This window comes from Streptomyces sp. NPDC014727 (assembly GCF_043083485.1).
Taxonomy (GTDB): Bacteria; Actinomycetota; Actinomycetes; order Streptomycetales; family Streptomycetaceae; genus Streptomyces.
The window spans coordinates 91,783-104,458 of sequence record NZ_JBIBYR010000009.1 but is presented as its reverse complement, the minus strand read 5'-3'; the positions used below and the strand labels follow the sequence as shown (position 1 = coordinate 104,458).

At 72.3% G+C, this 12,676-nt stretch carries 9 protein-coding genes; 4 read left to right on the top strand and 5 right to left on the bottom strand.

Translation table 11 applies throughout. The features are described 5' to 3' along the window. Positions 1-96 precede the first annotated feature (96 nt). On the top strand, positions 97-963 hold the full coding sequence (locus ACF1B9_RS16520; protein ID WP_391740529.1) for a phosphotransferase enzyme family protein: 867 nt from the start codon (positions 97-99) through the stop codon (positions 961-963). Between the two features lie 88 nt (positions 964-1,051). Here the strand turns inward: ACF1B9_RS16520 and ACF1B9_RS16515 are convergent, their stop codons facing one another. Both ACF1B9_RS16515 and ACF1B9_RS16510 read right to left on the bottom strand, forming a co-directional pair. After that, complete coding sequence (locus ACF1B9_RS16515) at positions 1,052-1,780, bottom strand: 3'-5' exonuclease (RefSeq protein WP_391740528.1); 729 nt, start codon at positions 1,778-1,780, stop codon at positions 1,052-1,054. 78 nt (positions 1,781-1,858) lie between these two features. Then, positions 1,859-3,088, bottom strand: a complete 1,230-nt coding sequence (locus ACF1B9_RS16510; RefSeq protein WP_391740527.1) for an SAV2148 family HEPN domain-containing protein — start codon at positions 3,086-3,088, stop codon at positions 1,859-1,861. A gap of 354 nt (positions 3,089-3,442) precedes the next feature. Here ACF1B9_RS16510 and glgX point away from each other — a divergent pair, with 354 nt between their 5' ends. Both glgX and treY read left to right on the top strand, forming a co-directional pair. Continuing rightward, entirely contained in the window at positions 3,443-5,608 is a 2,166-nt protein-coding gene (gene glgX, locus ACF1B9_RS16505) for a glycogen debranching protein GlgX (RefSeq protein WP_391740526.1), read from the top strand. A 133-nt stretch (positions 5,609-5,741) separates the two neighbouring features. Next, positions 5,742-8,138, top strand: a complete 2,397-nt coding sequence (treY, locus tag ACF1B9_RS16500) for a malto-oligosyltrehalose synthase (protein WP_391740525.1) — start codon at positions 5,742-5,744, stop codon at positions 8,136-8,138. Here the strand turns inward: treY and ACF1B9_RS16495 are convergent. Both ACF1B9_RS16495 and ACF1B9_RS16490 read right to left on the bottom strand, forming a co-directional pair. Continuing rightward, the gene (locus ACF1B9_RS16495; protein WP_391740524.1) at positions 8,098-9,270 is read right to left on the bottom strand and encodes a cytochrome P450; all 1,173 of its coding nucleotides are present in this window, start codon (positions 9,268-9,270) and stop codon (positions 8,098-8,100) included. The two genes, treY and ACF1B9_RS16495, sit on opposite strands and share 41 nt — an antisense overlap. 70 nt (positions 9,271-9,340) lie before the next feature. Beyond that, positions 9,341-10,300 (bottom strand): LysR substrate-binding domain-containing protein, encoded by a 960-nt coding sequence (locus ACF1B9_RS16490; RefSeq protein ID WP_391740523.1) that lies wholly within the window; start codon positions 10,298-10,300, stop codon positions 9,341-9,343. A 147-nt stretch (positions 10,301-10,447) separates the two neighbouring features. On the opposite strand from ACF1B9_RS16490, the gene lpdA reads away from it, so the two are divergent. Further along, positions 10,448-11,851 carry a dihydrolipoyl dehydrogenase gene (gene lpdA / locus ACF1B9_RS16485; RefSeq protein ID WP_391740522.1) on the top strand — a complete coding sequence of 468 codons (1,404 nt, stop codon included), beginning with the start codon at positions 10,448-10,450 and terminating at the stop codon, positions 11,849-11,851. Between the two features lie 85 nt (positions 11,852-11,936). Here the strand turns inward: lpdA and ACF1B9_RS16480 are convergent, their stop codons facing one another. After that, positions 11,937-12,503, bottom strand: coding sequence for an FHA domain-containing protein (locus tag ACF1B9_RS16480; RefSeq protein WP_391740521.1), 567 nt, complete (start codon positions 12,501-12,503; stop codon positions 11,937-11,939). Positions 12,504-12,676: the final 173 nt, after the last annotated feature.

The following is a 12,676-nucleotide window of genomic DNA, read 5'->3' as shown; positions in this document are numbered from 1 at the left end:
TTTCATACCGTTCTGGCCGCTCAGGTGGCCCTCGTCATCGTGCTGACGGCCCATCGGTTCGTCAAGCGGGCCTGCACGGGTGCGAAAATCGGAGGCATGAACGAGATGCGTGCGCGCGAGGTGCTGACCGCTGCCGGGCTGTCCGGCGGTGCGGAGCTGCTCGCGCTGGGTGAGAACGCGGTCTTCGCCGTGGACGACCTGGTGGTCAAGGTCGGCCGGGACGCCGTGCGGAACCCGGAACTTCGAGACCGGGCCGAGCGCGAGGTGGCTGTCGCGCGGTGGCTGGCCGCCTCCGGGGTTCCCGCCGTACGGGCCGCGGAGCCCGGGGCACGGCTGGTGGAGGGCCATCCGGTGACCCTCTGGCACCGGCTGCCCGACGCGGTACGCCCGGCCGAGCCGCGGGATCTGGCGCACCTGCTCACCCTGGTCCACGCGCTGCCCGACCCGGACGGCTTCCCCCTTCCGCGCCGTGAGCTGCTGGGCGGGGTCGAGCGCTGGCTGCGGCTCGCGGGCGATGCGATCGACCCGGCCGACGCCGACTATCTGCGGGAACGCCGCGACGGCTTCGCCGCGGCCGCGGCCGCGCTGGTCCCCCATCTGCCGCCCGGCCCGATCCACGGCGACGCACTCCCCCGAAACGTCCACGTCGGTCCGGACGGACCGGTGCTGGTCGACCTGGAGACCTTCTCCACGGATCTGCGCGAGCACGATCTGGTGGTGCTCGCGCTGTCCCGGGACCGGTACGGACTGGCGGCCGAGGCGTACGACGCCTTCACCGCCGCCTACGGCTGGGACGTCCGCGCATGGGACGGCTGCGCGGTCCTGCGCGGGGCACGCGAGACGGCCAGCTGCGCGTGGGTGTCCCAGCACGCGCCGACCAACCCGAAGGCTCTCGCGGAGTTCCGCCGCCGGGTGGCGTCGCTGCGCGACGGCGACACTGCGGTGCGGTGGTATCCGTTCTGACGCCGTGACCAGGACCGTCCGGCGGCCGTCACGCCCGCGGCCACCGGACGGGCTCGGAAGACGCCCCGGGCCGCGCCGGCTCGGACTCTCAGTCCGCCACCCGGGCCGGTTCCCGCAGGGGCCAGTGGCCGTCGACCACCGCGTCCGCCGTGCCCTTGCGGCGCAGGAACTGCTGGAAGTCGGCCGCCCATTGCGCGTACCACTCCACCTGGCGCTCATGCAGCTCGGCGGCGGTCAGCCCGGCCACCGAGCCGTGCCGCTCGGCTATCGCGTACGCCACCCGGACCGCGGCCAGCGCGTCCGCCCCCGCGTCATGGGCGCCGCCGTGCACCACGCCGTACTCGACGCAGACCGCTTCGAGGGTGCGCTTGCCCTTGCGGTAGCGGTCGACGGCCCGGTCGATGGTGTACGGGTCGATGACGGGTCCGATCCCTGCCCCGTCGAGCCGGTCGCTCAGCGACGGCAGCCCGTGCCGCCGGAGCTCCGCCGTCAACAGCGTCAGGTCGAAGGCCGCGTTGTACGCGACGACCGGCACCCCCTGGCGCCAGTAGCCGGTGAGTGTCTCGGCGATCTCGTCGGCCACCTCGCGCACCGGCCGACCCTCCGCCGCCGCCCGCTCGCTGCTGATGCCGTGGATCGCCGAGGCCTGTGCCGGAATCCGGATGCCCGGATCCGCCAGCCAGGTGCGCTGCCGCACCGGCTCCCCGTCCCGGCCCGCGACACCGACGACCGCGGCTGTCACGATCCGGGCCTCCAGCGGTTCCGTACCCGTCGTCTCCAGGTCGAAGCCGACCAGCGCCTCCCGGTGCCAGCTCATCCCGTACCTCCTTCGTGGTGCTCTCCCCCAGGTGATGAACACCCTCGCACGCACCACTGACAACGGAGCGAGGGCCCCTCAGGAGACGGGCCGGGAGTCCGTCCACACGGACTCGAATTCCTCGCGGTACGTCTCGAACAGCCCGTGCTCGTTGTCCTGGCCCGCCCGGACCACCGCACGCCCACCGCCCCGGAGCACCAGCACGGGCGCCTCCATGCCGCGTGCGCGCCGCAGATACGGCTGGACGACCCCGACCGCGTCCGTCCCGTCGCCGTCGACCAGATAGGCCGTGAAGCGCGGTGTCTCGTCGAAGACATGGATCTCGAAGGCGCCCTGGTCACGGAGCTTGGAGCGGACCCGGCGCATGTGAAGAATGTTCATCTCCACCGACCGGCTCAGCTCGCCCTTCTTGAGACCCAGTTCCCGTTCCCGGCGCTTGACCGCGCTGCTCGCCGGGTTGATGAAGAGCAGCCGGACCCGGCAGCCCGACTCGGCGAGCCGGATCAGCCTGCGGCCGGAGAAGTTCTGCACGAGCAGGTTGAGCCCTATGCCGATCGCGTCGAGACGACGCGAACCGCCGAAGAGATCCTCGGCCGGCAGCTGGCGCTGAAGGCGCACCCGGTCGGAGTGGACGGAGACCACGTCCGCGTACCGGTCGCCGACCAGCTCCTCGACGGCGTCGACCGGCAGCCGGTCGGACGACGGGACCGCGGCGCCACTGCCCAGGATCTCCAGGAGCCGGGCGGAGGCGCGCTCGGCCTGGGCGAGAACCGCCTCGTTCAGGGCGCGGTTGCGGGAGACCACATTGCGGGCGACCTCCAGTTCGTCGAGCGCCAGCTCGACCTCGCGCCGGTCGTCGAAGTACGGCTCGAAGCACGGCCAGTGCTGGACCATCAGCTCGCGCAGCTGCGGCAGCGTGAGGAAGCTGAGCACGTTGTCGTCGGCCGGGTCCAGCAGATAGCCCTTGCGGCGCGAGACCTCGCGCACGGCCACGGCGCGCTGCACCCACTCCTGTCCGGCCGGCCCGGCGGCGGCCACCACCCAGTCCCCGCCGTGGACCGGCTCGTAGATGGGCCGGAGCACCGCGGCGACCACGGCGCGCAGCCGCTGCTCCACGAGATTGAGCCAGATGTAGGCACGTCCGGCCCGCTGGGCACGCGTGCGCACCTCGCTCCAGGCGTCCGCTCCCCAGTTCAGTTCCGCGCCGATCTCCATGGGCTGCGCAAGCGAGACCGCCCCTGGCGGGGCATCGGATTCCCCCTCGTGACCTGCGTCACCTGGGGGCAGCTCGAACCCTCCCGAGCTCAACCGCGCACCGCCTTCCACTCCCCCACCAACGATCAAGGAAGGGTACTCCGCGAGCGGGAGCCGGTGCAGCCGGATGCACAGGCTGCTTCCTCAACTCCCCTATGACGTACGCATGTTCCTGGAGGCAAGATCTGCCGTAGTGAGCGGATTCATAGTGATTGAGCACCTCGTCCGGGGCCCTGTACGGGGCCCGCGGCCGACTCGGGGCCCCGGATTCCGGTTTCGGGCGACACGGAGAGGCCCGATGTTGACCGGACCGCGCGACGTCCTAGGTAGCCGCACCTCTTTCGGGGAAGATCTGGCTCAAGCAGCCCGCAAGCCCCAGGCACCCGGATCAGAGGAAGAGTCGAACCTATGCAGGTCTGGCCGGGACAGGCGTATCCGCTCGGCGCCACGTACGACGGCGCCGGGACCAACTTCGCGGTCTTCTCGGAGGCCGCCTGCCGAATCGAGTTGTGCCTGTTGCACGACGACGGTTCCGAGACGGCGGTGGAGCTCAGGGAGACCGATGCCTTCGTCCGCCACGCCTATCTTCCCGGGGTGATGCCCGGTCAGCGGTACGGATTCAGGGTCCATGGACCGTACGAACCGGAGCGCGGTGCCCGCTGCAATTCGGCGAAACTGCTGCTCGACCCCTACGCCAGGGCGGTCGCCGGGCAGATCCGGTGGGGCGAGGCGGTGTACGGCTATCCCTTCGGCCGCCCCGACGCGCGCAACGATCTCGACTCGGCGCCGCACACCATGACCTCGGTCGTGGTGAACCCGTACTTCGACTGGGGCGACGACCGGCGCCCCCGTACCGACTACCACCGCACGGTGATCTACGAGGCCCATGTCAAGGGCCTGACGATGCTCCATCCGGGGCTGCCGAAGGAACTGCGCGGCACCTACGCGGGACTGGCCCACCCCGAGGTGATCGCCCATCTGACGGAACTGGGCGTCACGGCGATCGAGCTGATGCCGGTGCACCAGTTCGTCCAGGACCACCGGCTGGCGGACGCGGGGCTGGCCAATTACTGGGGCTACAACACCATCGGATTCTTCGCCCCGCACAACGCGTACGCCTCCTGGGGCGACCGCGGCGAGCAGGTGCTGGAGTTCAAGCAGGCCGTGAGGGCGCTGCACCAGGCCGGCATCGAGGTGATCCTCGACGTGGTCTACAACCACACCGCGGAGGGCAACCACCTGGGTCCGACGCTCTCCTTCCGGGGTCTGGACAACGCCTCGTACTACCGCCTCGCGGACGACCAGCGGTACTACATGGACACCACGGGAACCGGGAACTCCCTGCTGATGCGGTCGCCGCACGTACTCCAGTTGATCATGGACTCCCTGCGGTACTGGGTCACGGAGATGCACGTGGACGGCTTCCGCTTCGACCTGGCGGCCACCTTGGCCCGGCAGTTCCACGAGGTGGACCGGCTGTCCTCGTTCTTCGATCTGGTGCAGCAGGACCCGGTGGTCAGCCAGGTGAAGCTGATCGCCGAACCGTGGGACGTGGGCGAGGGCGGCTACCAGGTGGGAAACTTCCCGCCGCTGTGGACCGAGTGGAACGGCAAGTACCGGGACACCGTGCGGGACCTGTGGCGGGGTGAGCCGAGGACCCTCGCCGAGTTCGCCGGACGGCTGACGGGCTCGTCGGACCTGTACCAGGACGACGGACGGCGGCCGCTCGCCTCGATCAACTTCACCACCTGCCACGACGGATTCACGCTGCACGACCTGGTCTCGTACAACGAGAAGCACAACGAGGCGAACGGCGAGGGCAACCGGGACGGCGAGAGTCACAACCGGTCCTGGAACTGCGGTGCGGAGGGCGGGACGGACCAGCCGGAGGTGCTGGATCTGCGGATGCGGCAGATGCGGAACTTCATCGCCACGCTGATGGTGTCGCAGGGCGTGCCGATGCTGAGCCACGGCGATGAGTTCGCGCGCACGCAGTGGGGCAACAACAACGCGTACTGCCAGGACAGCGAGTTGTCGTGGGTGCACTGGCCCGAGCCGGCCGAGGCCCTGGGGAGCGACGCGGACGAGGACGCCCCGGGCGAGGGGGACGGCCTCGGGAGCAGCCTGCTGGAGTTCACCCGGGCGATGGTCTGGCTCCGCCGCGACCATCCGGTCTTCCGGCGCCGCCGGTTCTTCCACGGGCGTCCGGTCGAGGGCACGCACGACGAGCTCTCGGACATCGCCTGGTTCACTCCCGAGGGCGGCGAGATGACGCAGCGGGACTGGCAGGCCGCGCACGCCAAGGCGCTGACGGTCTTTCTCAACGGTCACGCGATCTCGGAGCCGGGGCCGCGCGGCGAGCGGATCTCCGACGACTCGTTCCTGCTGATGTTCAACGCGAGCGCCGACACGCTGGAGTTCTCGGTTCCGGTGAATCACGGCCGGCAGTGGACGGTGGTGGTCGACACGGCACGTCCGGCCGGGGTGCTTCCCCGCTCGGGGCCGAAGGTGTCGGCGGGCGAACGGGTGAGGCTGGTCGGGCGGAGCATGGCGGTGCTGCAGCGCCCCGCGTAGGACCGGGATCGGCGGCCCGCGCGGGCGGCGGGTCCGGGACCGGCGGCCTGTCCGGCGATCGTCCGCACCGCCGGTCGAGCCCTTTGCTGCGTTGCGTGACACAGAAGGCCGCGGGCTGGGTACGTAACGGCGCATGACGCCCACCGCCACCTACCGGCTCCAGCTCCAGCCGGACTTCCCGTTCTCGGCCGCCGCTCACGCCGTGCCGTATCTCGCCGCGCTCGGCGTCTCCCATCTGCATCTCTCCCCCGTGCTCGAAGCCGTGCCCGGCTCCAGGCACGGGTACGACGTCGTCGACCACACCCGGGTACGCGCCGAACTCGGCGGTGAGGAAGGGCTGCGGGAGCTGGCCCGCACGGCGCGTGAGCACGGTCTCGGGCTCGTGGTGGACATCGTGCCGAACCACATGGCGGCCGTCCCGCGCCACAACCACGCCCTGTGGGAGGTGCTGCGCGAGGGCCCCGGGTCCCCGTACGCCCGCTGGTTCGACATCGACTGGGCGGCGGGAGACGGCAAGGTGCTCCTGCCGGTGCTCGCAGGGCGGATCGGCGACGAACTCGACAGGCTCCGAGTCGACGGCGAGGTGTTGTGCCACGGCGAGCAGGAGTTCCCGCTCCGGGCCGGCACCGCCCATCTGCCGCTGCCCGAGCTGCTGGATGCCCAGCACTACCGGCTCGGCTGGTGGCGGCTGGCCCGTACCGAGCTGAACTACCGGCGGTTCTTCACCATCTCCGACCTCATCGGCGTGCGGGTGGAGGACCCGGAGGTCTTCGCCGCCACCCATGACAAGATCCTCGAACTGATGCGGGACGGGGTCGTCGACGGGCTGCGCATCGACCACCCGGACGGACTCGCCGAGCCCGCGGCCTATCTGGAGCGGCTCTCGGCGGCGACCGGCGGACGGTGGACGGTGGTGGAGAAGATCCTCACCGCCTCCGAACCGCTGCCCGCTGACTGGGCGGTCGCGGGGACCACCGGGTACGACGCGCTGCACCGTGTCGACGGTGTCTTCGTCGACCCGATGGGCGCCGCGGAGCTGGTCGGCCACTACCGCGCGTACGCGCGTCCCGCCGAGGGGCGCGGCGGTGACTGGGCGGCGACGGTCCGCCGGACCGCGTACCGGGTGGTGACGCACGAGCTGGCCGCCGAGACCGCGCTGCTGACCCGGCTCGCCGTACGCGTCTGCGCCGAGGACCCCCTCCTGCGCGACCACGCCCCGTGGACGCTGCACACCGCCGTGCGCGAACTGCTCGTACGGGTGCCCGTCTACCGCCCGTACGCGACGGCCGGGGGCCCCCGCACGGAGTCGGCCGAGGCGGCGCTCCCGGATTCGGCCGTGCGGGACGCCAAGGCGGTGTTCTCCGTTCCGGAGGAGGCGTCGGCCGTCGATGTCGTACGGGAGCTGGCGCTGGGGCGGCTGGGCGAGGGGGCGGACCGGTCCGCGTTCTGCGCCCGGTTCGCCCAGACCGCGTCCGCGTTGCGCGCCAAGTCGGTCGAGGACATGGCGTTCTACCGGTACGTACCACTGATCTCGGCGAACGAGGTGGGCGGCGACCCCGGGCGGCCGGCGGTGGCTCCGGAGGAGTTCCACGCGTTCTGTGCCCGGCGGGCGCGCGGCCTGTCGGCCACGGGCACGGCTCTGACCACCCACGACACCAAGCGGAGCGCCGACGTACGGGCACGGATCGCGGTGTTGACCCAGTGTCCGGAGCAGTGGGCCGAGCTGCTGGTGGAGCTCGGACGGCTGACTCCCACGACCGCGCCCGACGCGCAGCTCGCCTGGCAGGCCTGGCAGACCGCCTTCGGATGCATGACGGTGCCGGCCCGGGAGATCGCGGGCCGGCTGGAGCCCGCCCTGCTGAAGGCGGTCCGCGAGGCGGGGCTCTTCACCAACTGGACGGAGCCGGATCCGCTGTACGAGCGGGCGGTGACGGACTTCGTCGCGGCGGGCCCGGCCGCGGACACCGGTCCGGCGCGCGAGGCGCTGGAGCGGTTCGCGGACGCACTCGATCCGCACGTCCGGGCCAATGTGCTCGGTGCGGCGCTGGTCCAGCTGACGATGCCGGGGGTGCCGGATCTGTATCAGGGCACGGAACGGGAGTACGTGGCGCTGGTCGACCCGGACAACCGGCGGCCGTTCACCCACCCGCCCCAGGAGTGGTCCCTCGGTGAGAAGGGCGACCTCACCGCGGCGGCGTTGCGGCTGCGGCGCGAACGGCCCGAGGTGTTCGGCGAGTCGGGTACGTACGCCCCGCTGGGTGCCCGTGGACCGGCGGCCGCGCACTGTCTGGCCTTCTGCCGCTCGGGCGACGTGGTCACCGCGGTGACGAGGCTCTCGTTGCGGCTGGCGGAGTCGGGCGGCTGGCGCGGGACGGAACTGACGCTGCCGGAGGCCGGGCCGTGGGCCGATCTGCTGGCACCCGGCCGGAAGTTCACCGGGCCCACGGTCGCGGCGGCCGAGCTCTTCGCCGAACATCCGGTGGCGCTGCTCAGCCGGGCCGGACGAGAAGGGCCCGCGGGCCGCGCGTGAGCAGTCCGGTGCCGGCCGGGCGGAAGCCCTCCGCCCAGCGGAGCCGGGGCATCGCGTCGAGCAGGGCGCGCAGGCCCTGCCGCGCCTCCAGCCGGCCGAGCACGACGGCCGGACAGCCGACGGGTCCGGTGAGCGAACTGCCCTGGTCGTGACGGAAGGGATCGTAGAGGTCGGGGGCGGAGAACCGTTCCGGATCGCGGCCCGCCGAGCCGATCAGGCAGGCGACGGGGGCCCCGGCGGGCAGCGTGCCGCCGCTGAGGGCGACCTCGGTGACGGTGCGGCGCAGCACGATCTGCACGGGCGGGTCGCGGCGCAGCGACTCGGTCCAGGCCCGGTCGGCCAGGGCCGGTTCGACGCGCAGGGCGGCCAGGAGATCGGGGGCGTCCAGGAGATTGGCCAGGAAGGAGGCGAGCGCAGTCTCGCGGAGCCCGGTGTGGCGGATGCAAGGGGTGACGGTACTGCCGATGGCGGTGCGGGGCCGCCGGGTGATGTACGTGCGGGAAGGCGCTTCGGGGATGGAACCGGCGGGCAGCCAGCGGCAGAACTCCTCGACGAGGTCGGCCTGCGGGCGCGCCGCGATGCGGCGCGCCAGTACATAGGCGGTGCGCTCGATCCGCTCTGCCATGTGACGTGGTACTGGTCCGAGTTCGACCATGTGACGTGGCACCGATCGCGGGTCCGTCATGTGACGTGGCACCGGCCCCGGAGCCGCACTGTCACATTGCACCGCCCCTGAGTCCGCCATACGTGACACCGGGGCGGGAGCCGTCGTGCCACGTGGCCCCGGTCCGGTCGCGGTCCCGCGCTGTCCGTGCGGCGTGCACAGGTGGCTGCCGTGGCAGAGCCCGAGGGGTGCGGGGCCGCCGCGCGGCGCACCGTCGTGCGGGAATCCGGTGAACCGGGGGTCGCCGAGGGCCGTGGTCACATCCGCGTAGCGGCTGACCAGCCATGCGCCCAGGGGCGCGTCGTAGCTCAGCGGGTATTCCTCGCGCAGGACACGGTAGAGCCGGTACGGGTCGTGCGCGGCACCGGGGGCGAGCAGGCTGGGGCCGGTGCCGGGGCGGGATCCGCGCGGCGTCCGGCCTGACCGGCGGCCGGGTGCCGGTATGCCGTCGGGCGCGTCGGCCTGCATCCGTACCCCCGGGGCGTCAGGGCGCCGGTGTGCGGCGCGGTTCCTCACCAGGGGATCACCGACGGGGGCGTCACGCAGTCGGCGTACGGCCGTCCGGGTGACGGCGCGGTACCCGGACGGCCGGGCCCCGGCCCGTGGGCGACCGGGTACCGAACGGCGTGGAGGCTCCGAGCAGTTCCGTGAACGCGGCGGCGGCCCCGGTGAGCTCGACGCGGGAGAAGACCGCCAGCGGGCGCCGCCACGGCGGGTCGACGGTGAGAACCGCGCAGTCCTCGCCGACCGCTGCGCGGACCATGTGTGCGGGGGCCGTGGCGACTCCGACCCCGGCCGCGGCCATCCGAACCGCCGTCGACGTGTGTTCGGTGCGGACCGCCGTACGAGGGGTGAAGCCGGCCTCCCCACAGGCTCGGTCGAGGAACGCCTGTCCCTGGACGACGGGTTCCATCGCGCAGCGCACCCAGGACCGGTCGGCCAGTTCCCGGAGGCGGACCGAGGCACGTCCGGCGAGCGGGTCGTCGAACGGGACCACCACGACGATGTCCTCCGCGCCGACCGGGACGACGGGTCCGGGCCAGTCGGCCGGCGCGGGGCCGACGGCCAGGTCGGCGGCGCCGCGTTCGATCTGTTCCTCCAGGGCCTCCGTGGTGGCGTACTCGTGGAGGACGAGCCCGACCCCGGGATGCGCACGGCGCCACTGGGCGAAGACCTCCGGCAGGATGCCGACGGCCACCGCGTGCACCGTCGCGATGTGCAGTTCGCCGCCCTCCGCGCCCGCCGCGGCACGGGCCGCGCGCCTCGCCTGGGCGGCGCTGCGCACGGACCGCTCCGCGTGCGGCAGGAAGGCGCGGCCCATCGGGGTCGGGCGCACGCCGCGCGGCAGCCGTTCGAGCAGGGCGCCGCCGACGGTCTTCTCCAGGGCCTTGATCTGATGGGACAGCGCGGGCTGGGTGACGTGGAGGAGTTCGGCGGCCCGGGTGAACGACGACGCCTCGACGACCGTGACGAAGTACTCCATCTGTCGCAGGCTCATCGCGCCCTCCTCGTGGACCGTACCCGTGAAGCCAACCCATAAATGCTGTGCATCGGATCCACAGAAACATTTCCTTGGACTCATGGCAAGGAGGGGACGGAGGCTGGGGCCATGACGGGGACGACGGCAAGGAACGAGAACACGCGCATGAACGAGACCGATGTGCTGGTGATCGGTGGTGGCACGGGCGGGTACTCCACGGCGCTGCGGGCGGCGGCCCTCGGTCTGGACGTGGTGCTCGCGGAACGCGACAAGGTCGGCGGCACGTGTCTGCACCGCGGCTGCATCCCCAGCAAGGCGATGCTGCACGCCGCCGAACTCGTGGACGGCGTCGCGGAAGGGCGGGAGCGGTGGGGTGTGAAGGCGACCCTGGAGGCCGTCGACTGGTCGGCGCTGATCGCCACCCGGGACGACATCGTGGCACGCAACCACCGGGGCGTGACGGGCCGGCTCGCGCACGCGGCGGTCGAAGTGGTGCACGGGAGCGCCGAGTTGACCGGTCCTCGCACCGCCCGCGTGACGGGGCGCGGGGAGGTCGTGGCACGCCGCGGCATCGTCCTCGCGACCGGGTCGCGGCCACGCATGCTGCCGGGCCTGACCGCCGACGGCCGGCGCGTGGTCACCAGTGACGACGCGCTGTTCGCGCCGGAGCTGCCCCGGTCCGTCCTGGTGCTGGGCGGCGGGGCGATCGGGGTCGAGTACGCCTCGTTCCACCGGTCGATGGGCGCGCACGTGACCCTGGTCGAGGCCGCCGACCGGCTCGTGCCGCTGGAGGACGTCGATGTGTCGCGTCATCTGACCCGCGGTCTGAAGAAGCGCGGCATCGATGTGCTGGCGGGGGCACGGCTGTCGGACGTGGCCGTACTGGACGACGGGGTACGGGCGACCGTGCGCACCGCGCGCGGGGAGACCCGCACGGTGCGGGCCGAGCGGCTGCTCGTCGCGGTGGGGCGGGCCCCGGTGACCGACGGGCTCGGTCTCGCGGCGGCCGGTCTGGTCGCCGACGACCGCGGCCATGTGGCGCCCGCCGACTGGGCCCGTCTCGAAACGTCCGTGCCGGGCATCCATGTGGTGGGGGATCTGCTGCCGCCGCCGTCGCCGGGCCTGGCCCACGCCTCCTTCGCCGAGGGCCTGGCGGTCGCCGAGACCCTGGCCGGTCTCCGCTCCCCGGCGGTGGACTACGCGGCGGTCCCGCGGGTCACCTACTCGTCGCCACAGACCGCCGCGGTGGGCCCGACCGAGGCGCAGGCCCGTGACGCCGGACACGATGTCGTGGTCAACACCATGCCGCTGACGGCCGTGGCCAAGGGCATGGTGCACGGACAGGGCGGCATGGTGAAGGTCGTCGCCGAGCGGGGCGGCCGGGTGCTCGGTGTGCATCTCGTCGGTCCGCACGTCTCCGAGATGATCGCCGAGAGTCAGCTGATCATCGGGTGGGACGCCGAACCGGCCGATGTGGCCCGTCATGTCCACGCCCACCCGACACTGTCCGAGGCGGTCGGTGAAGCGTTCCTCACCCTCGCCGGACGTGGTCTGCACCAGCAGTCCTGATCCGGCAGCCGCCGGGGTCCCGGAGGGTTCGGACCGGCCGGTGAACGGGACGCGGCGTCGCGGGGCCCCCGTTTGCCGGTCGGTCTCAGGCAGGGGGTCCGAGGACGGGTACGGAGAGCCGGAAGCTCATCCGGCCGAAGCTCACCTGGTCCCCCTCGCGGACCGGGACCGTACCGATGACCCGCTGTCCGTTGACACAGGTGCCGTTGGTCGAGCCGAGGTCGCGCAGCATCCAGTGTCCGCCCTGCGCGGTGAGTTCGGCGTGGAGCCGGGAGACGGTCTCGTGGTTGAGCCGCAGCCCGTTGCCCGGATCGCGGCCTATCCGAAGGGGGTACGGGCTGGGAGCCGGGAGCAGGAGCTTCGGGAGCCGTTCGGTCTGCCAGACCCGGCGCACCCGGCCGGGGAAGCCGGACACCCTGCTCACGACCCTGAGTGCCCGCCGCGACCAGCGGCCCTTGCTCTCCAGGTCGGCGGTGAGCGCCTCCAGCTCCTCCGGATGCCGGGCGACGAGCGCCAGTTCCATGCGTCGCATGAAGGTGTCGTGGGACAACATTCCCTGGGCCGCGCCGTCTCTGAGTACGCCGAGAACACGGTCGCGCTGGGCGTCGGACAGCCGCACGGGATACGTGTGGGACTCGAAGGAGGACGTCACCCGGCCAATTGTCGGGGCGACCGCCCCGGAGTGTCCAGAACGGGCCCGCTTTCCGCGCTCCTGACCTGCGTGGAGCACCTGGCCCGTAAGTGCGGGGCGGTGCGGAAAGGGCGTTGCTACTGTCTCCCGCCGGCGGCCGCGGCACAGGCGGAACGCCTTTCACGCACTTCGAG

Excerpts from the sequence above, each read along its gene's own strand:
- lpdA (WP_391740522.1), top strand. The coding sequence starts at position 10,448 with ATGAACGAGACCGATGTGCTGGTGATCGGTGGTGGCACGGGCGGGTAC.
- ACF1B9_RS16515 (WP_391740528.1), bottom strand. The coding sequence starts at position 1,780 with ATGAGCTGGCACCGGGAGGCGCTGGTCGGCTTCGACCTGGAGACGACG.
- ACF1B9_RS16520 (WP_391740529.1), top strand. The coding sequence starts at position 97 with ATGAACGAGATGCGTGCGCGCGAGGTGCTGACCGCTGCCGGGCTGTCC.
- ACF1B9_RS16490 (WP_391740523.1), bottom strand. The coding sequence starts at position 10,300 with ATGAGCCTGCGACAGATGGAGTACTTCGTCACGGTCGTCGAGGCGTCG.
- ACF1B9_RS16495 (WP_391740524.1), bottom strand. The coding sequence starts at position 9,270 with ATGCAGGCCGACGCGCCCGACGGCATACCGGCACCCGGCCGCCGGTCA.
- treY (WP_391740525.1), top strand. The coding sequence starts at position 5,742 with ATGACGCCCACCGCCACCTACCGGCTCCAGCTCCAGCCGGACTTCCCG.
- glgX (WP_391740526.1), top strand. The coding sequence starts at position 3,443 with ATGCAGGTCTGGCCGGGACAGGCGTATCCGCTCGGCGCCACGTACGAC.